This is a genomic window from Pseudomonas wadenswilerensis, from assembly GCF_024749185.1.
GTDB classification, from domain to species: Bacteria; Pseudomonadota; Gammaproteobacteria; order Pseudomonadales; family Pseudomonadaceae; genus Aquipseudomonas; species Aquipseudomonas wadenswilerensis.
The window spans coordinates 2,277,216-2,300,097 of record NZ_CP087191.1 but is presented as its reverse complement, the minus strand read 5'-3'; the positions used below and the strand labels follow the sequence as shown (position 1 = coordinate 2,300,097).

General features: G+C 62.8%; 20 protein-coding genes. 10 read left to right on the top strand and 10 right to left on the bottom strand.

Annotation, left to right across the window (positions count from 1 at the left end; translation table 11 throughout):
* The first annotated feature begins 2 nt into the window (after positions 1-2).
* Positions 3-515: a hypothetical protein gene (locus LOY45_RS10715; protein ID WP_115087665.1), complete on the top strand. Its 513-nt coding sequence runs from the start codon at positions 3-5 to the stop codon at positions 513-515.
* On the opposite strand, the gene LOY45_RS10710 is transcribed toward LOY45_RS10715, so the two are convergent.
* From LOY45_RS10710 to LOY45_RS10685, 6 genes are all read right to left on the bottom strand, one after another.
* The gene (locus tag LOY45_RS10710) at positions 503-2,938 is read right to left on the bottom strand and encodes a TonB-dependent siderophore receptor (RefSeq protein ID WP_258579110.1); all 2,436 of its coding nucleotides are present in this window, start codon (positions 2,936-2,938) and stop codon (positions 503-505) included. The two genes, LOY45_RS10715 and LOY45_RS10710, sit on opposite strands and share 13 nt — an antisense overlap.
* Before the next feature lie 108 nt (positions 2,939-3,046).
* A complete protein-coding gene (locus tag LOY45_RS10705; protein ID WP_258579109.1) occupies positions 3,047-4,015 on the bottom strand; it encodes a DUF4880 domain-containing protein in 969 nt (322 codons plus the stop codon).
* Positions 4,012-4,515, bottom strand: a complete 504-nt coding sequence (locus LOY45_RS10700) for a sigma-70 family RNA polymerase sigma factor (RefSeq protein ID WP_115087346.1) — start codon at positions 4,513-4,515, stop codon at positions 4,012-4,014. The genes LOY45_RS10705 and LOY45_RS10700 overlap by 4 nt, the downstream gene beginning before the upstream one ends.
* A 159-nt stretch (positions 4,516-4,674) precedes the next feature.
* Positions 4,675-5,487: a class I SAM-dependent methyltransferase gene (locus tag LOY45_RS10695; RefSeq protein WP_258579108.1), complete on the bottom strand. Its 813-nt coding sequence runs from the start codon at positions 5,485-5,487 to the stop codon at positions 4,675-4,677.
* A gap of 164 nt (positions 5,488-5,651) precedes the next feature.
* Entirely contained in the window at positions 5,652-7,856 is a 2,205-nt protein-coding gene (locus LOY45_RS10690) for an OsmC domain/YcaO domain-containing protein (protein ID WP_115087350.1), read from the bottom strand.
* Between the two features lie 77 nt (positions 7,857-7,933).
* Complete coding sequence (locus LOY45_RS10685; RefSeq protein WP_134062262.1) at positions 7,934-9,508, bottom strand: winged helix-turn-helix domain-containing tetratricopeptide repeat protein; 1,575 nt, start codon at positions 9,506-9,508, stop codon at positions 7,934-7,936.
* 253 nt (positions 9,509-9,761) lie between these two features.
* Between LOY45_RS10685 and LOY45_RS10680 the strand changes: the two genes are divergently transcribed.
* From LOY45_RS10680 to LOY45_RS10660, 5 genes are all read left to right on the top strand, one after another.
* Positions 9,762-10,523, top strand: a complete 762-nt coding sequence (locus LOY45_RS10680) for an SDR family oxidoreductase (protein ID WP_134062260.1) — start codon at positions 9,762-9,764, stop codon at positions 10,521-10,523.
* Between the two features lie 34 nt (positions 10,524-10,557).
* A complete protein-coding gene (locus LOY45_RS10675; RefSeq protein WP_258579107.1) occupies positions 10,558-10,971 on the top strand; it encodes a cupin domain-containing protein in 414 nt (137 codons plus the stop codon).
* Positions 10,972-11,036: 65 nt separating this feature from the next.
* A complete protein-coding gene (locus LOY45_RS10670) occupies positions 11,037-12,116 on the top strand; it encodes an HlyD family secretion protein (protein ID WP_258579106.1) in 1,080 nt (359 codons plus the stop codon).
* A complete protein-coding gene (locus LOY45_RS10665; RefSeq protein WP_258579105.1) occupies positions 12,113-13,669 on the top strand; it encodes an MFS transporter in 1,557 nt (518 codons plus the stop codon). Before LOY45_RS10670 ends, LOY45_RS10665 begins: the two co-directional genes overlap by 4 nt.
* A gap of 103 nt (positions 13,670-13,772) precedes the next feature.
* Positions 13,773-15,059, top strand: coding sequence for an endonuclease/exonuclease/phosphatase family protein (locus LOY45_RS10660; RefSeq protein ID WP_166675678.1), 1,287 nt, complete (start codon positions 13,773-13,775; stop codon positions 15,057-15,059).
* Between the two features lie 16 nt (positions 15,060-15,075).
* Here LOY45_RS10660 and dapF read toward each other — a convergent pair whose 3' ends face one another.
* The 3 genes from dapF to LOY45_RS10645 form a co-directional block, all read right to left on the bottom strand.
* Entirely contained in the window at positions 15,076-15,906 is an 831-nt protein-coding gene (dapF, locus tag LOY45_RS10655; RefSeq protein WP_258579104.1) for a diaminopimelate epimerase, read from the bottom strand.
* Positions 15,907-16,020: 114 nt separating this feature from the next.
* Positions 16,021-16,500, bottom strand: a complete 480-nt coding sequence (locus tag LOY45_RS10650; protein ID WP_115087372.1) for a DUF1842 domain-containing protein — start codon at positions 16,498-16,500, stop codon at positions 16,021-16,023.
* A 19-nt stretch (positions 16,501-16,519) separates the two neighbouring features.
* Positions 16,520-17,077 (bottom strand): DUF1842 domain-containing protein, encoded by a 558-nt coding sequence (locus LOY45_RS10645; protein ID WP_258579103.1) that lies wholly within the window; start codon positions 17,075-17,077, stop codon positions 16,520-16,522.
* Positions 17,078-17,568: 491 nt separating this feature from the next.
* On the opposite strand from LOY45_RS10645, the gene LOY45_RS10640 reads away from it, so the two are divergent.
* Complete coding sequence (locus tag LOY45_RS10640) at positions 17,569-18,570, top strand: AraC family transcriptional regulator (protein WP_420832714.1); 1,002 nt, start codon at positions 17,569-17,571, stop codon at positions 18,568-18,570.
* Here LOY45_RS10640 and LOY45_RS10635 read toward each other — a convergent pair.
* Positions 18,558-20,489 carry a tyrosine-protein phosphatase gene (locus tag LOY45_RS10635; protein WP_258579101.1) on the bottom strand — a complete coding sequence of 644 codons (1,932 nt, stop codon included), beginning with the start codon at positions 20,487-20,489 and terminating at the stop codon, positions 18,558-18,560. The genes LOY45_RS10640 and LOY45_RS10635 overlap by 13 nt on opposite strands.
* A gap of 678 nt (positions 20,490-21,167) precedes the next feature.
* Between LOY45_RS10635 and LOY45_RS10630 the strand changes: the two genes are divergently transcribed.
* The 3 genes from LOY45_RS10630 to LOY45_RS10620 all read left to right on the top strand — a co-directional run bounded on the left by LOY45_RS10630 (position 21,168) and on the right by LOY45_RS10620 (position 22,744).
* Entirely contained in the window at positions 21,168-21,581 is a 414-nt protein-coding gene (locus tag LOY45_RS10630; RefSeq protein ID WP_115087380.1) for a hypothetical protein, read from the top strand.
* On the top strand, positions 21,578-21,865 hold the full coding sequence (locus LOY45_RS10625) for a barstar family protein (protein WP_115087382.1): 288 nt from the start codon (positions 21,578-21,580) through the stop codon (positions 21,863-21,865). The genes LOY45_RS10630 and LOY45_RS10625 overlap by 4 nt, the downstream gene beginning before the upstream one ends.
* A 237-nt stretch (positions 21,866-22,102) precedes the next feature.
* Positions 22,103-22,744, top strand: a complete 642-nt coding sequence (locus tag LOY45_RS10620; RefSeq protein ID WP_258579100.1) for a hypothetical protein — start codon at positions 22,103-22,105, stop codon at positions 22,742-22,744.
* Positions 22,745-22,882: the final 138 nt, after the last annotated feature.

The following is a 22,882-nucleotide window of genomic DNA, read 5'->3' as shown; positions in this document are numbered from 1 at the left end:
ACATGCTTGTACTGCCAAAGGGAGAGCGCCACGGGGTACGAGTATCCCCGCGCTGGCCGTCCTCTGAAGTAGCCATCGATGAAGAAACTTTCCATAAGTTGATTGAGGCCCAATCAACGCTGCCACCCGACATTGAGCTGTTGCTGGTGCGCGGGTATGAAAACAAAAACAGCCATCTGGGTTCGTTCAGAACGCTCTCACGCTGGCTGGGCATCAAGGTGTTCTGCGCCTGCTACCCCGGTCGCAAGGATGAAGTCGGCGAGATATTTGGCTCCAATGGACATGACGTGGATGGCTCACATGTCGATGTCTCCATTGTGTTAAAGGGAAAAAGGCTGCGCTTCCTGCCCTTTGGCGTCTTTACCTCGCTGACTCGCCAGCGCGCACGCGCAGCGCACTACCTGGTGGTTATCGATAGGGTCAAAGACGCATTAAAACAATGCGGCTTTGACATCCATCGAAACGAAACAGAGAGCATGCAGATCCATTGCGACTACAAACCTCAGAAGTCGTAACGCACATTCATCATCACATTGCGCGGCGGCCCGTAGTGCCCGTAGCTCCCGGAAAACCCGGCGTAGTACTTCTCGTCGAGCAGGTTGTTGAGGTTCAGCGTGGTGGAAAGATGATCGCTAAGCCGGTAGCGCGCCATCAGGTTGAGCACGGCGTAATCATCCTGGCCGACGCGGCTGTTGTAGCGGCTGAAGTACAGCGAGTTGCTGGAGTTCCAGCTGGCACCGCCGCCGAGGGTCAGGCGCTGCCATTGGCCGGGTAGCTGGTAGGTGGTCCACAGCCGGAATGTGTCCAGCGGCAGCTGGGCGGTCAGGCGCTGGCCTTCGGCGTCTTCGGTGCGCGAGTGGCTGAAGCCAGCCTGCAGCTCCCAACCCGGGGCGAGTTCGCCAGCCAGTTCCAGGTCAATGCCCTTGGTCTTGGCGCCGCTCACCGCGCGGTAGGCGTCCTGATCGGTGCCCGGCACGGTGTAGCCGGCATCCAGTTCGGCGACGTTGTCGCGCTTGATCATGTAACCGGCGATGTTGGCGTTGAGCCGGCCGTCGTAGAACTCGCCCTTCCAACCCAACTCATAGTTTTTACCCACCACCGGCTCAAGCACCTTGCCGCTGCGGTCCTGGCTCGACTGCGGCTTGAAGATGTCGGTGTAGCTGACGTAGATCGACTGCTCGGGCGTCAGGTCATAGACCACGCCAGCGTAAGGCGTGACCTCGCCGCGTTCGGTCATGCTGTAGTCCATGACGTAGCCGCTGGCCAGGCTCTTGGAATAGTAGTGATAGCGGTAATTGCTGGCGCGGGCACCGAGGATCAGGTGCAGGCTGTCACTGAGGTTGAAGCGCCCGGCGACGAAGTAGCCGCTCTGGCGCGTGTCGACGTCGTAGTCCAGCGCCGGGGTGAAACCGTCCTTGTCGGGCTTGGGCAGTTCGTTGTTCCAGTGGTTGAAGTCGACGATGGCCGAGCGCCCGGTGGTCGCGTAGTGGTGGTTGACGTAGTCGAGGTAGTTGGCCCCGACGATAAGCTCATGGCTGTTGCCGAACAGTTCGAACGGGCCCTGCAGGGTGGCATCGATGGCCTTCTGATGCTGGGTGGCTTCGGACCAGCCCTGGCTGATGGTGGCATTACCTTCGGGGGTGATGTACGACATGCCGGTCGAACTCTGGTAGGAGCCGCTGCGGGTATCGCGATCGACATCCATGAAGGTGCCCGCGACTTTCAGCTGCCAGTCGTTGGCCAATTGCTGTTCGAGCGCCAGGCTGTAGTTGTTGGTGTCGAAACGGTCCGAGGCCCAGCGTGCGCCGGAACTGGTATCGCGGGAGAAGTCCGTCGCCTGGCCGTTGGTGAACATGATCGGCACACCCTGGCCGCCCGTTGGCCGGTAGCGCTGGTGATCGATGCTCAGGCGCACCAGGGTGCTGTCGCTGAGGTCGACTTCGAGCGCTCCGTAAAGGATGTCGCGGTCCTGCTGGTACCAGTCCATGAAGGTATCGTTGAGCTGCTTGGCCGCGACCATGCGCCCGCGCAGGTTGCCGGTCGGCGTCAGCGGCCCGGAGACGTCCGCTTCCAGGCGCTTGAAATCCCAGGAGCCGATACCGCCCTGCACATAGGCCTGGAACTCGCGGGTCGGGCGCTTGCGGATCACGTTGACCACGCCGCTGGGGTCGCCCGCGCCGGTCATCAGCCCGGTGGCGCCGCGCACCACTTCCACCCGGTCGTAGATGGCCATGTCGAGCAAGGTGCTGGGCATGGTGCGGGTCTGGTTTTCCTGGTAAGTGGTGACGCCGTCGAACTGGTAGGTGTTGATGGCGCTACCGCGCGAATAGATGTTGAAGCGCTCGCCGCCATCCTGGGACATGGTCACGCCGGGCGTCTGGTTGAGCACATCGGACATGTTGCGCAGCTGTTGGTCATCCATGCGCTGGCGGGTGACGACGCTGATCGACTGCGGCGTTTCGCGGATTGACAGGTTCATCTTGGTGGCAGTGCTGGTCGAGCCGCTGGTGTAGGCGCCGGTACCTTCGGTGGTGGCACCCAGGCCTGCTGCGCTGACACTGGTCGCACCCAGTTCAAGGGCGCCGGCCTCGCTGGCCCGGGGGATCAGGCGATAGCGCCCCTGCCCCATTACCAGCGGCTGCAGGCCGGTGCCGGCAATCAGCTGCGCCAGCGCCTGGTCGACGGCGAACTGGCCGCGCAGCCCGGGGCTCTGCAGGCCATTGGACAACTGCGAGTCGACGGCAACCATCACCCCGGCTTGCTGGCCAAATTGCCCGAGTACGCGGTCGAGGCTCCCCGGGGCGATGTCATAACTGCGCACTCCGGCCTGCTCCGCGATCACCTGGGCAGCAATTGCGGTTTGGTTGAAGGACACCAGGGTAAAACCAAGCATCAGGGTGCGTACAACAGTGGCAAGGGGGGTAAGGCGACAACGCATCGAGGCAATCCTTGGAAAGCAGGGGTGGACATGGCGCTGGCAGTGCAGCGCTTTCCCTTGTCTTGATGCGCGAAGCGACAAAACCTGCCAACGCTAATGAAAATTATTTCAGGCGGGCACGACACTGGCCCAATAGCCCAGCACGCGCTGGACGCGAACAGGCAAGACCTGGGTGATCAGCTCAAGACTGGCGTCGGGTTGCTCGATGGAGAACGAGCCGCTGACCTGCAGCCCGGTAATTCGCGGATCGCAACGCAGCACGCCGGGGCGATAGCGGTCGAGCTCGGCCAGCAGCTCGCCGAGCGGCATGCGTTGCGCAACCAGCAGACCCTGGGTCCAGGCCTCCGCGCCCACAGCCAGCGGCACCAACGGGCCGGCCCGGGAGCTGCTGTACAGCTGTTGCCAGCTGGCCTCCAGGGCGACGCGCGCGCCTTGCCCGTGCTCGACCTGCGCCGCCCCCTTGAGCACCTGCACCAGGGTGCCAGTGGATTGCTGGCTGACCACCAGGCGCGACAGCGTCGCCGGCCGAACCCGGGCATCAGCGGTGCGCAGGCTGACACTGGCACCCTGCTCCACCTCCAGCAGCACTCGTCCACGGTTGAGGGTCAGCACCCGGTCGCCGTCCACCACGTCACTGTCCAGGGCGCTGCGGGTATCCAGTTGCAACGCCAGCCCCGAGGCGAGGCTCCAGTGTCGGCGCTCGCCGGTGGCGGTCCCGTAGTCGCTGAACAGGGACGGCAGCACTGTGCGTTGCTGTACCCCGTAACCAGTGGCTATCAGCACGCCACCGGCAGCCAGGCTCTTGAGCACTGCCCTTCGCGAGGGCAGCGAACGTGCCTCAAGCAGGCTACGCGCACCAGCCGCCGACAGGCCGCGGGTGCCTTCACGAAGGCCCTGGCTGATGCCCGTGAGCCGCTGCCAGGCCAGTTCATGGGCCGCGCTTTCCTGGCGCCAGCGCTGGCAGGCGAGCTGCTCGGCGTCGCTGCTCACACCCGATTGCAGGCGCACCATCCACAACATGGCCTGTTCGAGGATTTGCGGATCGAGACACGGCTCGTGTGCGGTCAACGGCTTCATTCGCCATGCACTGCGGCATAGCAATGCCGATAGGCCTTGAGCATGGCCTTCTGCACGACATTGACGGTCAGGCCCAGGCGCTCGGCGATCTGCGGGTAGGTCAGGCCGTCGAGCTGGGACAGCAAAAACACTTCACGCACCCGGTTGGCCAGGCCATCGAGCACCTGGCCCACCGCGTCCAGCGCCTCGAGCACCAGCACCCGGGTTTCTTCCGAAGGCTGATGCTGCGGCTCAAGCTGAGCCAGGCTTTGCAGATATGCGCGCTCCAGGGCCTGGCGGCGAAAATGCTGCAGGCACAGGCGGCTGGCGATGGTGCCCAGGTAGGCCCGGGGTTCGCGCAGCAACGGCGGCATCTCGCTGCGAAGGAGTTTTACGAAGGTGTCCTGTGCGAGGTCCAGCGCTTGTTCGCGATTGCCCAGTTTGCGCCGGAGCATGGCCACTACCCAGCTGTGATGCTGGAGATACAGCGCGCCGACATCGTGGGGGCTGGATGGGGACATGGACGGGATCTCCTGGCAGCTAAGGAAATCCGTGCATGGTAATACTTCTCATTCATTGACTACTACAGGTTTTGCTTTGGCCGACCGTTTCGCGGGGCAAGGCCCGCTCCCACAGGTTCGGCGCAAGGCCTGTAGGAGCGGGCTTGACCCGCGATGATTTCAGCGGCGGCTGATGACCACCTCCAGGTACTCGCTCGGCACCACCAGCGACGCACCTCCCGCCACGTTGTTGTCGTTCAACAGCTGGGTCAGATCGCGTTCCAGCGCGCTGGCCTTGTCGCTTTCCAACGATGCAAACGCCTTGTGTACCGGCCCGTACCAGGTCCTGAACACTTCGATGAAATGCGCCGCCGAACGATAGCGAAAATTGAAGTGCTCGCGGCTGACCTTGATCGAACCGATGTCGTCGCCGAACAGGCTATGCAACTGTTCTTCATCCCCCCAGCGTGAGGGCGGTTGCGCACCGGCAGGTGGCGGCACATGGCGGCCGAGGGTCTTGAACATCTGGCCGATAAACCCTTGCGGGGTCCAGTTGGCCAGGCCGATACGGCCGCCCGAGCGGCACACGCGGCCCAGTTCCTTCGCCGCTTGCGCCTGGTCGGGGGCGAACATCACGCCGAAGGTCGATAACACCACATCGAAGGAACCGTCCTGGAACGGCAAGGCCTCAACATCGGCGACCTGAAACACGACATTCAGACGTTCGGCGCGGGCGCGCTCTTCGCCGCGCTTGAGCAGTTCGGGCACATAATCGGTGGAGGTGACCTGGCAGCCGCGGCGTGCGGCGGCCAGGGTGACATTGCCGTTGCCGGCCGCGACGTCCAGGACCTTTTCGTCCCAGCGCAAGTCGCAGGCTTCGGCCAGGTGTTCACCGACCAGCTGCAAGGTGGTACCGATCACCGCGTAGTCGCCACTGGCCCACGTCGCCTGCTGGCGCGCTTTCAAAGCATTCAAATCCAGGGGTGTGCTCATGGTCTGCACCTGATGAGGTTGTTCACACGAACAATCAGCTAAACCCCAACCCCATCATCCGGCAAGGGCCGCCGTTTCAGCGGCAAGACCCGTTGGCTACAGGGCTATAACCCCAGCGCATAAACAACAAAAGCACCCGAAGGTGCTTTTGTTGTCAGCGCGTGTTAGCGCGACAGGTTGGCCACCTTGGCCCGTGCCGCATGCAGTTTTTTGTAGCTGTCGATCAGGCGCTGGTGACGGTCGAGGCCTTCGAGTTTCATGCTGGTCGGCGTCAGGCCGTAGAAGCGCACGCTGCCGTCCACCGAGCCGAGCACCGCGTCCATGCGCGGGTTGCCGAACATGCGGCGGAAATTGACCTCGTAGTCGGCCAGTTCCAGTTCATCGTCCAGCGCCACTTCCAGCACCACATTCACCGCCTGATAGAACAAGCCGCGCTCGACGGTGTTGTCGTTGAACTGCAGGAAGGTCTCGACCAGCTCTTTGGCCGGTTCAAATTGCTGCAGGGCAAGGTGGATCAGCAGCTTCAACTCCAGGATGGTCAGCTGGCCCCAGGCGGTGTTGTCGTCGAACTCGATGCCGATCAGGGTGGTGATGTCGGTGTAATCATCCAGCTCGCTTTCTTCCAGGCGCTCGACCAGAGCGTGCAGCTGCTCATCATCCAGGCGGTGCAGGTTGAGGATGTCTTCACGGAAGAACAGCGCCTTGTTGGTGTTGTCCCAGATCAGGTCGTCCACCGGATAGATTTCCGAATAATCCGGTACCAGGATGCGGCAAGCCGTGGCGCCCAGGTGCTCGTACACCGCCATGTACACTTCTTTGCCCATGTCTTCGAGAATACCGAACAGCGCTGCGGCTTCTTCGGCGTTGGCGTTTTCACCCTCGGCACAGAAGTCCCACTCGACGAATTCGAAGTCTGCCTTGGCACTGAAGAAGCGCCACGACACCACACCGCTGGAGTCGATGAAGTGCTCGACAAAGTTGTTCGGCTCGGTCACCGCGTGGCTTTCGAAGGTCGGCTGCGGCAGGTCGTTCAGGCCTTCGAAACTGCGGCCCTGGAGCAGTTCGGTGAGGCTGCGCTCCAACGCCACTTCAAAGCTTGGGTGCGCGCCGAACGAGGCAAACACGCCGCCGGTGCGCGGGTTCATCAAGGTCACGCACATCACCGGGAAGGCGCCGCCGAGCGACGCATCCTTGACCAGCACCGGGAAGCCCTGCTCTTCCAGGCCCTGGATGCCGGCGAGAATGCCGGGGTACTTGGCCAGTACTTCCTGTGGCACATCCGGCAATGCCAGCTCGCCTTCAAGGATTTCACGCTTGACCGCGCGCTCGAAGATTTCCGACAGGCATTGCACCTGGGCTTCGGCCAGGGTGTTACCGGCGCTCATGCCGTTGCTCAGGTACAGGTTCTCGATCAGGTTGGAGGGGAAGTACACCACCTCACCATCGGACTGGCGCACGAACGGCAGCGAGCAGATACCGCGTTCGACATTGCCGGAGTTGGTGTCGTACAGGTGCGAGCCGCACAGTTCGCCATCGGGGTTGTAAATCTCGCGGCAGTATTCGTCGAGGATTTCCGCCGGCAGCGCATCTTTACGGCCTGGCTTGAACCAACGCTCGTCCGGGTAATGGACGAATTCTGCGTTGGCGATGTCTTCGCCCCAGAACTGGTCGTTGTAGAAGAAGTTGCAGTTGAGCCGCTCGATGAATTCGCCCAGCGCCGAGGCCAGCGCGCCTTCCTTGGTCGCGCCCTTGCCATTGGTAAAGCACATCGGCGACTGCGCATCGCGAATGTGCAGCGACCAGACATTGGGCACGATATTGCGCCACGAGGCGATCTCGATCTTCATCCCAAGGCCGGCGAGAATCCCCGACATGTTGGCAATGGTCTGTTCCAGCGGCAGGTCCTTGCCGGCGATAAAGGTACTGGTGTCCGACGCCGGGTCGAGCATAAGCAAGGCCTGGGCGTTGGCATCGAGGTTTTCCACTTCTTCGATGACAAAATCAGGGCCGGTCTGCACCACCTTTTTCACCGTGCAGCGGTCGATGGAGCGCAGGATGCCCTGGCGGTCCTTCTCGGAGATATCGGCCGGCAACTCGACCTGGATCTTGAAGATCTGCTTGTAACGGTCTTCCGGGTCGACAATGTTGTTTTGCGACAGGCGGATGTTATCGGTGGGGATACCCCGGGTCTGGCAGTACAGCTTTACAAAGTACGCCGCGCACAGGGCCGACGAAGCCAGAAAGTAATCGAACGGCCCCGGTGCCGAGCCATCGCCCTTGTAGCGGATCGGTTGATCGGCCACCACCGTGAAGTCATCGAACTTGGCTTCAAGTCGAAGGTTGTCGAGAAAGTTAACCTTGATTTCCATGCGGGAATACCATACGAGCAAAACGATTTGGCCGCCATTATCCGGGTTTTCGCCGGGAAGTCTTGTGCCGGGCGCAATTACTCGGGCAAACCCGCCAGGCGCAGCCCCTGGGCAAACCGCTCGAAATCCTCGCCCTGCTGGATCGGCAGCCATTCCTTGAGCCGCGACACCCGCAAGGTCGGGTCCATCGCCCGCAGGCGCTGCAGCGCCTGCTCGACTTTGTCCTGCCGGCCGGCGTGGGCATAGCTGGCCGCCAGCAGGGCCGCAGCTGGCAGCAGGCTGGGCAGGTTACCCAGGGCCTTTTCGGCCCAGCTGGCGGCGATGTCGAAGCGCCCGGCAAAAAAGTGCGCCAGGGCCATGCCCACCTGCATGCGAAACATCTCCGGGTCCAGCGGGCTCAGGCGCACGGCATGGTTGAGGTTGTCGATGGCCGCCTCGGTTTCGCCGCGCAGGGCACGCAAAATACCGCCCAGGTACCAGGCCGGCGCCAGGTTGGGGTTGAGCAGCCGGGCGCGGTCGAGCAAGGCGATGCCGCTGTCGACATCGCCCGCCAGGTGCGCCAGGGCATGGCCACCACGGGTCAGGGCCACGGCGTCGTCGCGGCCAAGCACCACGGCCAGGCGCGCCAGCCGCGTGCCTTCGGCGATCTCCCGCGGGCGATCGCTCATCCAGCCATTGATCTTGCGCCAGAAGTGGCACCAGGCGGCCATGCCGTAGGCCGAGGCGAATTCCGGGTCCAGTTCGATAGCCCGGTAGAACAGCGCCAGGGCCTGTTCGATGGCTTCGCGGGTGCCGTTATGCAGCTTGGCCGTACCACGCAGGTAGTAGTCGTAGGCATCGAGGCTGTCGGTGGGTTTGCGCTTGGCCCGCTCGATTTCGGCCCGTTCCAGCTGTGGGGCAATGGCGCCGACCACGCTTTCGGCAATGCGGTCCTGCAGGTCGAAAATGTCGTCGAGCAGGCCTTCGAAGCGCTCGGCCCACAGATGCGTGCCGCTGCTGGCATCAATCAACTGGCCGGTGATACGCACCTTGTTGCCGGCCTTGCGCACGCTGCCTTCAAGCACGTAGCGCACACCCAGCTCCTGGCCGATACCCTGCACGTCCACCGCCCTGCCCTTGTAGGTAAAACTGGTGTTGCGGGCGATGACGAACAGCCAGCGCAGTCGCGACAAGGCAGCGATGATGTCTTCGACCATGCCGTCGGCGAAGTAGTCCTGCTCGGGGTCGCCGCTGAGGTTGTGGAACGGCAGCACGGTGATCGACGGTTTGTCTGGCAGGTTCAGTATGGCGGCTGGCGCCGGCAGTGGTTCGGCTGACAGTGCCGGCTCGTCGGCCAGGCCCTCGCAACGGCTGATCACGCCTGTGAAGCGGTAGCCCTTGCGCGGCACGGTGCGCACCAGGCGCTGCTGCTCGCCGGTGTCGCCGATGGCCTTGCGCACGGCGTTGATGTGGCTGGTGATGGTCGATTCGGAGACGATGCGCCCGCTCCATACCGCCTGCAGCAGGTCGTCCTTGCTGACCACCCGTTCGTGGTTGCTGACCAGCAGCAGCAACAGGTCGAACACCTGCGGGCCGATGGCCACGACCTGGCCGCGCTGGGTCAGCTCCCGGCGCTGCTGGTCGAGCACGTAGTCTTCAAACACGAATTGCACGGTGGCTATCCCCTGGGTCGAGCGCCCCCGACTCCGTGTCCGAGCTGGCGATTGGTCGTGGTTTCGATCATACGGCAGGCCGTGGCCGGCTGCACCGTCCAGCGGGCGGGTCGGCGCAGGTTGGAGGCTTTGGACATAAATCCACGCCAATGCCAAGGCAAATCCACGCCTGCTGCAAGGACTTGCCCCGGCGCCGCTGGCACGCTTGAGCCCATCGACAGCAATGGTTGCCGTCGGCAAGCGGAGAGTCCCCATGAAAATCGTCGTCATCGGAGGCACCGGCCTCATCGGATCGAAACTGGTGAAAAACCTGCGCGAGCGCGGCCATGACGCCGTCGCCGCCTCGCCCAACACCGGGGTCAACAGCATTACCCGCGAAGGCCTGGCCGAGGCGATGGATGGCGCCCAGGTGGTGGTCGATGTGGCCAACGCGCCATCGTGGGAAGACCAGGCGGTGCTGGAGTTCTTTGAAACCTCCACCCGTAATCTGCTGGCCGCCGAAGCCGCTGCCGGCGTCGGCCATCATGTGGCGCTGTCGATCGTCGGCAGCGAGCGGCTGCCGGCCAACGGCTACTTTCGTGCCAAGGTCGCCCAGGAGAACCTGATCAAGGCGTCCGGCCAGCCCTTCACCCTGCTGCGCGCCACGCAGTTCTTCGAGTTTGTCGGCGGCATTGCCCAGGCGGCCATGGTTGGCGACGAAGTGCGCCTGTCACCGGCGCTGATCCAGCCCATGGCTTCCGATGACGTCGCTGCGGCGCTCACCGATGTGGCCCTGGCGGCGCCGCTCAACGCCACCGTGGAAGTCGCCGGCCCCGAAGCCCTGCCGCTGGATGAGCTGGTGCGGCGTTTGTTCCGCGCCACCGACGACACCCGCAAGGTGGTGCCGGATGTACACGCGCGCTACTTCGGCGATGTGCTCGACGACCAGTCGCTGACCCCCGGCAGCAACCCGCGCCTGGGTGCGATCCGCTTCGAGGACTGGCTGGCGCAATCCACCCCCCAGGCACCGCACTGAGACACGCTCACCCACTCATTGAAGGAGCATTGCCATGTTTAGCCGATTGGTTCTCGCCGCCGCCTTTGCCAGTTTTTCAATCACCAGCGCCTGGGCTGGCGAACCGCAACCGGGCAAGGTCAGTGTGGTGTTCGACCGCGCCCTGCCCAATGTGCCAGGCAAGAGCATGAAGGGCGTGCTGGTGGAATACGCGCCAGGCGGCGCATCACCGGCGCACCTGCATCCGAAGTCGGCGTTCATCTACGCCACGGTGCTCGAAGGCGCGGTGCGCAGCAAGGTCGGCGACGACCCGGAGAAGGTCTACAAGGCCGGGGAGCATTTCGTCGAGGAGCCCGGCGCCTTTCATGCAGTCAGCGCTAATGCCAGCAGCACCGAGCCGGCCCGTTTGCTGGCGGTGTTCGTGCTCGACAGCAGCGAGCAGGAGCTGGTCAAGCCCGTTAACAAGTAACCACGCCAGGCGACCCTCGGCAGCTTCGGCTGCCGCAGGCGCCGGCATTGAACAGGACACCCATCATGAACGCGCTCGAGCCCTCCCCCGACGTCGAGGCAGCACCGACAGCGCCACGGCGCGGCAAGCGCAAGGTCGTCGGCCTGCTGCTTTGCGCCAGTGCCCTGGCGGTGTTGCTGGCTGGCTGGGCTGCAGGGTTCAGCGGCGCCAGCACCTCCACCGACAACGCCTATGTGCGCGGCGACGTCACCTCGCTAGCGGCCAAGGTGGCCGGCTACGTAACCGCGGTCCAGGTCCGGGACAACCAGAGCGTGCGCGCCGGTGACGTGCTGTTTCGCATCGACGACCAGGACTACCGCGCTCACCTCGACCAGGCCGAGGCCAACTACAACGCGGCCCAGGCACGCCTGAGCCATGTCGATGCGCAGACCCAGCTGCAACGCGCACTGATTCGCCAGGCCGAGGCCCAGCGGCGCTCGGCCGCCGCCGAAATGAACCTGGCGAGCAAAACCCACGACCGCAGCCGCAAGCTGATCGTCAGCAACGCCGTCAGCCAGGCCCTGGTCGATGAAACCGGCGCGGCGCAATCAAAGGCCGCGGCGACGGTGTCTGCCGCCTCGGCCTCGGTGGACGCGCAACAGCAGCACATCGCCGTGCTGCTCGCCCAGCGTCAAGCCGCCGTTGCTGCCGTGGCCCAGGCCCAGGCCGCGCGGGACCTGGCGCGGATCGACCTGGACAGCACGGTGGTGCGTGCCCCGGTGGATGGCGTGGTCGGCAACCGCCAGGTGCGGGTCGGGCGCTTTGTGACCACCGGCGTGGCCTTGCTCGATATCGTGCCGGTCAACGATGTGTGGGTGGTGGCCAATTTCAAGGAAACCCAGCTTGAGCCGATCCACCCTGGCCAGCGCGTGCGTATCACCGTCGACGGCTACCCCGACGACGTGCTGGAAGGCGTGGTCGACAGCTTTGCCCCCGGCAGCGGTTCGGCGTTCAGCCTGCTGCCGGCCGACAACGCCACCGGCAATTTCGTCCGGGTCGTGCAGCGTGTGCCGGTGAAGATCCGCCTGGCCCATAACCCCCTGCCCGGGCGTATCGTGCCGGGCCTGTCGGCGCGGGTCGAGGTGGCCCATGGCGGTGGCTCGTGAAGCGCGGCGGCGCTAGCCTGCTGGTGGTCGGCATACTGCTCGCCACCCTGACCGAGGCCATCGCCAGTACCGTACTGGCGCTGGGCCGCGGCGACATCATCGGCGACACCTATGCCACGCCCGATGAGTTCGCCTGGCTGGATATCGGCTACACCGGGTTCAAACTGATCGGTTTCATGAGCGCCGCCTGGCTGCTCAGGCGCTTCAATCCCCGGCAGGTGGTCATCGGTGCGACCCTGGCCATGGGCCTGGCTTGCGCGATCGCGGTTTACACCACGCAACTGCAGCTGCTGACTGCGTTGCGGGTGGCGCAGGGTTTTGCCGGCGGCACGCTGCTGGTCGGCGGTCAGATGATCCTGTTTCGGGCCTACCCGCGCGCCTGGCAACCGCTCATTCAAGCGCTGTTCGCCATGGGCGCCGTGGTTGCCCCGGCTACCCTCGCCCCGGCCCTGCATGGCTGGTTGCTGGACAGCCAGTCGTGGACCTGGATCTTCTTCAGCGTCTTGCCGCTGGCGCTGCTGGCCGGTGGGCTTGTGCTGCTCGCCGACGTGCCGAAGCCGGCCAAAGCCCGACAGCTACCGTTTGACTGGCTTGGCTTGTTTTTCCTCGCCACTGCGCTGTTGTGCTTTACCTATGTGCTCAGCCAGGGCAGCCGCTGGGACTGGTTCGAGGAACCTCGCATCCGCTGGCTGACGGTGATTGGCACAGCGGCGCTGCTGGTGTTTCTCGGTCGGCAAGTGCTGGCCAAGGGTCGAGGTCTGCTCGACTTCAGCCTGTTCCAATCGAGCGATTTTGCCTTCGCCTTTATCGTCAGTTTTGTCGCCGGTGCGGCCTTGTTTGGCAGTGCGTACCTGATCCCGGCATTTGCCTTGTCGGTGCTGGGCTTTACCCCGACGAGTGCCGGTTTGTTGCTGTTGCCCAGTGGCGCGTTTTTCGTGGGTGCGCTGCTGGTTTCGGCCTACCTCATGCAGGCACGTGGGGTGCCGCCGTTTGCCACGGTGCCCTTTGGCATCGGGCTGATCATGATCGCCATGTGGATGCTGTCTGGCTCGACCAGCGAAAGCGGCAGCGCAGACATGATGGCGGCCATTGTATTGCGCGGGCTGGGCTTGGGTTTTCTGTTTTTGTCGATCACCCTGATTGCCTTCACGCACCTCAACAGCCGCAACCTGGCGGCCGGCATTGGCCTGTTCAATGCCGGGCGGCAGTTAGGCGGGCTGATGGGGGTGGCCGGGTTGCAGACCCTGATCGAGCATGACGTCGCGACCAATGCCGTGGTGCTCGGCACCCGTGTCACGCCCGGCAGCGCGGCGATGATGGAGCGTTTGACCAGCAGCACGGCGTTGCTGATGGATAAAGGCATGGATGCAGCGGCGGCGCGGGCGGCGACAAATTTGCTGGGGCGGGCGCTGTCCGGGCAGGCCCAGGTGATTGCCTTCGACAGTGCGTTCATGGCCGTGACGCTGCTGTTTGCCGTGGCGGCGCCCGTGTTGGTAGCGATCAAGATCGGCTTTGCCAAGCATGTAAAAACCTATTCTCGGGAAGGCCAATAAGCTCAACGGTGTTTGCCGTGAATCTGGATGCAGTCTATACCCATGAATTATGGCTCTCTGCCAGCTATGGCCCCAACATGATCTCTTTGAGAAGGAGCATCGAATGTACCCGGCCTGGAAGCTCGTCGTGTTCAGCGCAATGTTGTTTGGTTCGTCTGTCGCACAAGGCGATAGCTTTCGAATTGCCACGTGGAACCTTGGCTGGCATATCGCTGAACAAGAGCTGCCAACCTGGATTGCACAGTGCTCAAAAACCTACGCGAAAGACGCTCAAGGTGATTGGAAGCTGGTACCCGTCGGTACACCGCAGGCCAAGCGTGGATGGGACATCAGCGAGTCACGTGCTTCACTCGAAGGGGTGGACCTTGCCAGAATGCCGCCCTGCGCGGTCTACATGACTGCAACTCATCAGGTCGTGGAAGTTACGCCTGAAGCCTATGCCAAACGCTTGGCGCAAATAGCCAGATTGATGTCTGCCGAGATCAAGCCGGACGTCATTGCTTTCCAGGAAGTTTCCGGAGCACAAAGTGTTCGCGAAGCGCTTGGCGACGCCGCAGCAGACTACAACGTCTGCTCCTTCGAGGGTGCCTACAAGATACAACGCCTGGCGTTTGCCTGGAAAAGGTCGTTGGGCGAGGCCGTCGAGGCATGCACCGACCTGGTAGAGCTGTCCCTGCCCGATCGTCCAGCGACCAAACAGGTACGACCGGGGTATACCGTCACGTTGAATCTGGGCGGCAAACGGGTTCGCTTTTTGACGGTCCATCTCAAATCCGGGTGTGTCACACCGCTGGAAGGTGATCGTCTCGACGGCGACAAGGGAGCCGACGACCCATGTCCTGTTTTGCAGCAGCAGGTAGGCCCACTTGAAGTCGCATTCGAAACACTGCCGTTGAACGTGGATGGCTTCGTTGTACTTGGCGATTTCAACCGTAATCTTTGGCACGAAGCCAACAAACTGGCGGGCGCAGAGCCACTGCGAAGCGACGGAGAGACCGATTTGACAAAGAGCCGGGCCGCCACGGTATCAACGCGCAATCTGTTCTTGGAAATCAATGACGGAGCACCCGCAGGGTCGAAGGCCAGACTTCTGTCAGCAGTGTGTCCTGGAGCCCCATCAGTAAAGGCTGCGTGCGAGTCGGCAAAAACCTCCAAACTGTCCCAGGCGCAGCGCAAGGCACTGACTGCTGCTGATGGGCTGGGCTGCCGAAACCCGGTTGGCCTGGACCACATCCTTGTATCTGAGACGCTGGCCAATAGTGTCCAGTCGACTTACAAGGTTCCAATCGGCAACATGGGCGGCTCCCTTCCTGCAAAGCCACCGCAGTACCCCGTCGCTGCATTGGCGATATCGGACCATTGCCCGGTTGTGATAGATATCCAGCTGTGAGGGGCTTGCGTGAGGCTCAGCTACCGACGAAGCCGGCCGGTAACAGGCCATCTGCAACTACGCCCGAATAGCTCAAGGCCACCGGCCCGGTGAGAAAGACCGGGCCCTCGCCATCCCATTGCACAGTGACGGTCCCGCCATCGCATTCCACCTCAACGCAAGGGTCCAGCAGGCCGCGACGGATGCCGTTGACCACCGCACCACAGGAGCAGGACCCCGAACCCAATGCAATGCCGCCCCAACGCTCCCAGATGCGCAAGCGAATGTGCGCTCGGTCAATGACCTGGACGAAATGCACATTGGTCCGGTTGGGGAACAGCGGATGGGTCTCGATGCCCGGGCCGATAGCCGCCAGGTCAATGGCCGCCAGATCATCGACAAAAAAGCTGCAGTGCGGGTTGCCCATGCTGCAGGCGCTGGGGCCTCCAGCCAGTGGCAATACAGCCGTATCCATTGCGTCAGCCAGCGGAACATCCGACCAGCCGAACAGCGGCACGCCCATGCTGACGGCAATGGCGCCCGTTGCCGTTCGTTCGCACGTCAGAAGCCCACGGTTGGAGCGCAAGGTTAGCGACGTGGTGTTCGCTTCGTGCATCAACCTGTCCGCAGCGCCCCGGGTTGCGCTGCCGCAAACGTCCAGCGGGGAGCCATCGGCATTCCAGAACAGCAGGCGCGCCTGGGCATCATCACAATCGAGCAGCACCGCGAGCTGATTGAAGCCGATACCGTGGCTGCGATCCCCCAGTCGCCGGGCAATGTCGCCAGTGATCGGGTTGGCTGCGTTCCGCGCGTCGACGATAACGAAGTCATCGCCATTGGCGTGCATCTTGTGAAAGCTCAGCGGCATAGATCGACCCTGGCAGCGAAACAGATTCAACGTCGATCTAGCCTAAATCCCACAACCTTTGCAAGCACGAGAAAGGCAGCCCGGTCTTCCGGGCCGCCCGCTTCTCACGCGCGTCTACGCGTTTTCCAGCTGACCAATCGCTGCCTGCAGGCGGCTGCGGCTACGTTCGCTGACATCCTTCTGGCTCTGGTGAGTCTCGGTCGGTGCCTGGCGCACGTTGGCATGGGGCACCACCTGCCACCCTCCGCCGTCCAGGCGCAGGTAGCGATAGCTGGCGGTACCGCTGGCCCAGTTGGCGCTGAGGATCCCGTGCAGATGGAAGGTCTGCTCCAGGGTGCTGAACGGACCGCTGGGGCTGCCGGTCAGGTTGAGCACGATATGGCCATCACCTTTGAGGCCGAGCTTGAGGTCGGAATAGTCCCCCCAGACATCGGCATGGAAGTTCAGCGGTGGATAGGTGGCAGCAAAGATACTGGCTACGCCGGTGATCTTCTTCTGCACGGTATTGACCAACAGATCGAGGGTCAGGACGGGAGCACCGAGCAGGCCGGTACGCACATTGAGACGGGTGTGGAACAGTCCGATTGCGGGCATGGTGCGACTCCTTGTCTGTTCAGGCGCGGCTGGATTTGCCGGCTTTGCCGGAAGTGCTCTTGGTCGAATCGATGGCGGTGTTCAGGGCAGCGCCTGCGTCACCGGTAGCCAGGGCCTTGAGATGATCGACATCGCCGGTGGCAATGGCCGCCTCCAGGGTGGTGGCGTGTAGCAGTGCCTGGATGCCGACATCACCGAAAGCCTTGATGCGGGTGTCTTCCCGGTGCGCTGGCGCTTCGACCACGATCCATTGCCCCTGGCTGTTCAAGTAGCGGTAACCGGCCTGGCCTTTCTGCCAGTCCGAGCCCACCGCGAGTTTGAGGCTGAAGATGATCGGCGAGTTGGCAGTTTTGCCGCCATGGTTGCCCTGCAACGTGATGAGGATATTGCTTGGGCTTGGCGGCAGGAACAGCTGATAGCTGTAGGTGCCCCACACGTCCAGGTGCTGGTCCAGCGGCGGGTTGGTGGACTGGGTGAGATGGGCGGTGCCGCGCAGGGTGCGGTCAGACGGATGAACCAGCAGGTCGAGCACCAGGCGCTGGGCGCCGGGTGCATCGGTGCCGATGATGTAGGACACGGGGAAGAGTCCTATTACGGGTGCTTGTAGTGAGTCAGTCATGGTGCCTCCATTGCAAACAATGAGTGGAAACAAGCGCGTGGGCTGTTTCTGGCGGGCGACTTCCTTGGCGCGCAGTTGGATGTAGGCGAACGGCGTTGCGACCTCCGTGATGGCGTCACGCGCAGATTGCCTGCGGCGAAGACGCTGCGGTCCGGCACGGCCATGCCCAATGGGCAAGGTTCGCCGAGGTGCAACGGGTATGAAACCCTCCCTGGGCGCATAGCTGCCTGCCTGGCAGCCCTGATCAGTAAAGCAGGGAAAACCGGACCGGCCAGGGGGTGGTGGCAAAAGTGCATGATGTCCGACGGGTGGTTGGCCTGCCCCCTGGATAACCCATACTGTTCTCCCCGCTGAGGTCACGCACTTGTCACGCCCAGCTGCTAACCTCTTGATGCTTTCCAACCCCGGAACACCCCGCACGCAAGGTGACACTGAAGGTGTACTCAAGCATGACCCGCAAGCAGATCATCCTGCGCTCCGACAGCATGCACAGCGACGACTTCGGCGCATTGTTCAGCAGCCTGTTCGGCAATCTGTATGCCGATATCCCGCCGCTGCCCGGCGACACCAGCATCGGTGGCGTCTATGGCCGCCATGATGGCGTGAGCTTTCGGCGCATGCACTACCGCGGTGACTTCACCTTCTGCTTTCCCGAATCCCAGGATGAAATCACCTTCGTCATCCCCTCCTCCGGTACCTTGATCCTCAATCCGGGCAGCGACGCGACGGGCTTCAGGCAGGTGGGCCTGGCGGTCGACAAGGCCGATGTGCGCTCGATGCGCTTCATGGATGACCACGACCAATGCGGCATCTCGATCCGCCGGGCATTGTTTACCGAGCGACTGGCAACGCTGCTGGGCAAACCGATTCTTGGCAGGCTGTGCTTCGAGCCGGTGGTGGCCCTGGCCCACCTGCAGGGCATCAGGGCCCTGGTGGAGCTGGCCACCGGCAGCCAGTTCGACCTGCTGCTGCATGCCGGAGCGCTGATGCCGGCGCGCCTGCAGGAAATGCTCGTCGATGCGCTGCTCGAGATCTGGCCGCACAACTTCAGCCAGGCCCTGCAGCGCCCGGCGCCGTTGATTGCGCCGCGGCACGTGAAGCTGGCCATCGAGTACATCCAGGCCCATCCGCAAAGCCAGGTCAGCGGCACTGAGCTGGCGCGGCTGTGCAACGTCAGCCTGCGTGCCTTGCAGGACGGTTTTCGGCGTTTCATGGGTTTGTCGATCGTCGCCTACCAGCGCCAGCTGCGTCTGGAGCACGCTCACCATGCTCTGCGCCAACGCGACGCGGCGTCGGTCACCGAGGTGGCGCTGGAGTTTGGCTTCAGCAATGTCGGCAGGTTCTGTCAGTACTTTCACAGTGCCTTCGGCGTCAGCCCTGCCGACGTACGCAACGGCTCAGGCCAGCGCCGCAGGGCTGGCCCGGATTTGCCTGGCGGTCAGAACAGATAGCTGGCCTTGAGGCTGCCGCTGGCGCCGTGGCTGTCACCGCCATTGCTGGCGCCGACTTCGGCACCGAAGCTCAGCGCCCCCAGGCTGGCCATCAGGTTGACCCCGGCAGTGAACTGGTCGCGGTTGTCGAAGGCGGCGCGCTGTTCGATGTCCAGGCCCAGCAGGTGACCCTGGCTGTCAACCTGGTGATCGCCCAGCACATGCTCGTAGCCCACCTGCACGCCCGGCACCAGTTGCCAGCCACCCAGATCGATGGCGCTGAATGCAACATCGAGGTTGGCGAATGCGCTGCGCCGGGTTTGCTGTATACCGTCGACGTCGAGGGCCAGTTCGCTGCCTTTTTCGTTGAAGCCCGAGAGGTCCAGGTGACTGATGCGCAGGCCCAGGCTTGGCTCCAGCGTGATGCCGCTTGATGGCATGCGGTAGCCCAGGGCCAGGCTGGCACCGCTGAGGTTGCCATGACTGTCGCCTTTGGCCGTGCCCAGCCCAGCACCAAGCTCGCGCTTGCTGTCGTAGTCGAGCCAGCCGGCGCTGAGGCCGGCATCGACGAACAGGCCACGCTCAAGCCCCGCCGGAGCGTAGCGCGCACCGGCCTTGAAGAAGGTCAGGTCGGTGTCCGCCTCACCACCCGCGCCGCCGACATTGCCACGGCTGTAGCCAAAGCCGGCGTAGCCGCTGAGCTGCTCGGAAAAGCGCTGGGTGAGGCCGATCATCAGGCCATCGCTATGTTCGTTGCTGCTGGCGGCATGGCTTGAGCCATCGGTGCCCAGGTAGCTGGCCAGGGCTGTGCTCCACAAGCGGTACTGGCCGACCTTAAGCTCAGTGCCGCGGCTGTAGGACGCTGCGGCGCGGTCGAGCAGCGCGCCCTGGCGCAACAGGTAACTGGCAGCGTCGGCATGCACCTGGCCGCCGACCCTGGACTCGACGCCGGCCAGGTCACCGGCATCGATCGCCGACTGCAGGTAGTAGTTGTAGGCGCTGTAGGTGCCCGACAGGCTGCTGTCCTGCAACTGCTGCAGCAACTGCGCGCCGGCCGCAGCGTTGCCGAGCAGGCCCAGCTGTCCGGGCAGGCTGTTGTAGGACACCATCTTGGCCCGCAGTACGTAGATCGTCTCCTGGGACAGGCCCAGGCCCTCCTTGAGGTAGTTGTCCATGCTGCCGTACTGCGCGGTGACCTGGTCGAGGCCGGCTTGCAGGTAGCTGGCATCGACCGCCAGCAGCGGCGCATAGATCGCCGCCATGCTCGGCGGCAGATGTGCCAGGGTCGCCGCCACGCGCGCGGCGGTGTAATCGTTGGTGGCCAGGTAGTTTTCCATGATCGTCGCGCTGTCGACCCCGGCAATACTCAGCAATACGGCGGCTGTCCAACCGGTGCGGTCCTTGCCGGCGGTACAGTGGAACAACGCCGCGCCATCGCCTGCCGCCAGCTCGTTGAACAATGTGGTGAACTGGCCTCGCATACCGGCATCGTTGACGAAGGCACGGTTGGTCTCCTGCATCATGGCAATGGCATCGGCGGCGCTGGTGAAGCTGACGCGGGTGATGTCGGCGCCAGAGGTGTTGTTGCCGATGATGTCGATGTTGCGATAGCGCGCCCCCTCGATCAGGGTGTCGGGGGTGGCGGCGATTTCGTCCGGGGTGCGCAGGTCGTAGATCGCCTTGATGCCCAAGCCGTTGAGCGTGGCCAGGTCCGCGGCCGACGGCGTCAGCGCATTGGAGCGGTAGAATACGCCGCTGCGCATCGTACCGTCGTGGGCGGTGGAATAAGCGTGGGTGGTGCCGGCGATATCGCGAAAGTTGTCGATACGCGCCAGGCGCGGCGTATCCAGCAGCGAACCTTCTGCGGACGGGCTAGCGGCCTGGGCGGCAGCGATGGACAGGCTCAAAACGGACAGTGAACACAACAGTCGTTGATACACGATGCAGCCTCATGGGAGTCATGTTGGGCTGGCTACTATTGCGGGCTGACCTGCAACTGAATATTGCAAAAAGCCCGGATTGGCGAATCGCTGCGCGATCTGTCCGGGGCATGCGTTTTTTGTCCGTATTACGGTGCTGAAGAGGCCAACTTTGTAGCTTAGCCTTGATTGGTTTGGTGATGAGTATCCAGATCACCTGTGGCCGTGACTTCAATGTCATGCTCTTGGCACCGCCTAACTGCTTGTGGCTTCAGAAACATCGTCCTGGTTGTCGATAGTCGGTTTTGCCTGGCTGATGACAGGTGCAGGACTGCTGAAACCCAGCAACGGATAAATGGTTCTGCATGCACCGAATCGGTGAGAGCTAGGCTTGCCAGCGATTGAGCTCATCGCGCTCGTAATCCAGCCAGCGCCTGATGTGCTGGTTGTGCTGGCCTCATCGCGGGTCAAGCCCGCTCCTACAGTGGATCTGTGTACGCCGGACCTGTGGGAGCTGGCTTGCCTGCGATCGAGCGCGTAGCGGTCGCAATCCAGACAACATTTGATTTGCTGCCCCCCACAGCTCCGCTCCTTCCACAGGGAGGTCCCGGACCAACCTACACCTACGAACCCGGCAAAAATTAACCGTTGATCACTGGTAACCTGCAGCCCTGTTCAGCACACTCAGCAAGGCCGATTATGGACGATCCAACCTACTACCCCTTCCACCTCTTCGCCGCCACCTTCGAGAGCGAAACGCACGCTCGCCAGTTCGCTTTCGAGCAATGGCAACCCGAGCCGCCCGCCGACGCAAGTTCTGCCGAGTTCGCCGCGTGGGAAGATCACAATCCAACCTGGCAGCTTGCCCGGGAACTTGAGTTCTTCATGGATTCGGACTTTGTCGAGCTGGATGAATCGCTGGAGTATGTGCAGAGCCTGGTAGCCAACGAGGCGCAGAAATCGCAGTTGTGTTCCCGGTCTCTGGCCGGGTTCAGTCACTTCATCATCATCGGCGACAACGCGATTTACGGCGACCGCCGCTCACCAGATCACTCCAATCCGCGGCAACCACAAAGCACCGCCACGCTCACCTATCTGGGGCATTTCAATTGAGCCGCTTACAGGTGGTGGCGATTGATCTGGGCAAGGTGACAAGCGCCAGGGAGCTGCATTGCCTGTTAAGGGATGCCCTCGGCTTTCCCGATTGGTATGGCTGTAACTGGGATGCCTTCTGGGATGCGATTACCGGCCTTGTGCAGATGCCTCGACAGTTGAAGCTCAGTGGCTGGGACACTTTTTCCAGGCAGTTGCCGAGGGACGCCGAGCTGATGCAAAAATGCCTGGCCACTCTGCAGGCCGAGTATCCGCAAATGGCGGCTGAAGTGCTGTTCGAGTGAACCAGGCCATCGCCGGCAAGCCAGCTCCACAGGGCGATGAATCCGATTTTACTGTGGGACGCTTCCCATTCCGTCCAGCGGTGCGTTAAGCCGTGAATGCCAGTGCTAGGTTCCGGGCCTCTTTGCCCAAGGAACCTGTGCATGACAAGGATGCCATCTGCCGTTTTTCCCCCTCCGCCTGCGATGACCGCCACCAATGGCACGTTGCAGCCTGGCTTCTACATCGTGCCGCACAGCATGACCGGTGCCCAGGTGCTGGCCTTGCTGACGGCACAACAAGGGCCTCAACTGATCGCTCGACTACAGCGGCTCAACCCGACCTTTGCCAGTGGCTTCAAGGCGGGGGAAATCTTTGTCGTTGGTGACCCGGACATCACCAGTGCCTGCACCCGTGAGGAGGCCGAGCTGATGACGGCTGCGGCGCAGGTGCGCGAAAGCCTGGCTGCACTGAGTGCTGAGGAAGCCAATTTCATGATGCGCCATCAGGCCGAGATTGCCGGGCTGTCCGCAGGCGCGAGCCAGGCCATGGGCGTTGGCAAGGACATGCTGGAAAAGGGCTTGCGCCAGGTCGAAGCGACCTTGCGCAGTATTGAGCAATTGCATCAGCTCTCGGCACTGCCAAACAGCTTGCGGCTTCAGAACCAAACCCCCAATTTTGGTAACGCAAGCTTAAGGTCACGCTGGTATCTGGTAAACACAGTCAGCGGCGCCATGCTCTACCCCAGGTTCTGCATTCGCAAAGGGCTGTTCGATGCAGGTGAACTGCAGGTATTCCCAGCCTATCTCAAACGTAAAATGATCATCTCGTCCTGGTTGTCGATCATCGGCTTTGCCTGGCTGATGACAGGTGCAGGGCTGCTGAAACTCAGCAACGGATAAATGGTTCTGCATGCACCGAATCTGTGAGAGCCGGGTTTGCCAGCGATTGAGCTCATAGCGCTCGTAATCCAGTCAGTGCCTGATGTGCTGGTTGTATTGGCCTCATCGCGGGTCAAGCCCGCTCCCACACGAGTGGGT

What these genes read in the sequence shown, in the direction of transcription:
- LOY45_RS10715 (WP_115087665.1), top strand. Translation starts at nt 3, where the DNA reads ATGCTTGTACTGCCAAAGGGAGAGCGCCACGGGGTACGAGTATCCCCG.
- LOY45_RS10710 (WP_258579110.1), bottom strand. Translation starts at nt 2,938, where the DNA reads ATGCGTTGTCGCCTTACCCCCCTTGCCACTGTTGTACGCACCCTGATG.
- LOY45_RS10705 (WP_258579109.1), bottom strand. Translation starts at nt 4,015, where the DNA reads ATGAAGCCGTTGACCGCACACGAGCCGTGTCTCGATCCGCAAATCCTC.
- LOY45_RS10700 (WP_115087346.1), bottom strand. Translation starts at nt 4,515, where the DNA reads ATGTCCCCATCCAGCCCCCACGATGTCGGCGCGCTGTATCTCCAGCAT.
- LOY45_RS10695 (WP_258579108.1), bottom strand. Translation starts at nt 5,487, where the DNA reads ATGAGCACACCCCTGGATTTGAATGCTTTGAAAGCGCGCCAGCAGGCG.
- LOY45_RS10690 (WP_115087350.1), bottom strand. Translation starts at nt 7,856, where the DNA reads ATGGAAATCAAGGTTAACTTTCTCGACAACCTTCGACTTGAAGCCAAG.
- LOY45_RS10680 (WP_134062260.1), top strand. Translation starts at nt 9,762, where the DNA reads ATGAAAATCGTCGTCATCGGAGGCACCGGCCTCATCGGATCGAAACTG.
- LOY45_RS10675 (WP_258579107.1), top strand. Translation starts at nt 10,558, where the DNA reads ATGTTTAGCCGATTGGTTCTCGCCGCCGCCTTTGCCAGTTTTTCAATC.
- LOY45_RS10670 (WP_258579106.1), top strand. Translation starts at nt 11,037, where the DNA reads ATGAACGCGCTCGAGCCCTCCCCCGACGTCGAGGCAGCACCGACAGCG.
- LOY45_RS10660 (WP_166675678.1), top strand. Translation starts at nt 13,773, where the DNA reads ATGTACCCGGCCTGGAAGCTCGTCGTGTTCAGCGCAATGTTGTTTGGT.
- dapF (WP_258579104.1), bottom strand. Translation starts at nt 15,906, where the DNA reads ATGCCGCTGAGCTTTCACAAGATGCACGCCAATGGCGATGACTTCGTT.
- LOY45_RS10650 (WP_115087372.1), bottom strand. Translation starts at nt 16,500, where the DNA reads ATGCCCGCAATCGGACTGTTCCACACCCGTCTCAATGTGCGTACCGGC.
- LOY45_RS10640 (WP_420832714.1), top strand. Translation starts at nt 17,569, where the DNA reads ATGACCCGCAAGCAGATCATCCTGCGCTCCGACAGCATGCACAGCGAC.
- LOY45_RS10630 (WP_115087380.1), top strand. Translation starts at nt 21,168, where the DNA reads ATGGACGATCCAACCTACTACCCCTTCCACCTCTTCGCCGCCACCTTC.
- LOY45_RS10620 (WP_258579100.1), top strand. Translation starts at nt 22,103, where the DNA reads ATGACCGGTGCCCAGGTGCTGGCCTTGCTGACGGCACAACAAGGGCCT.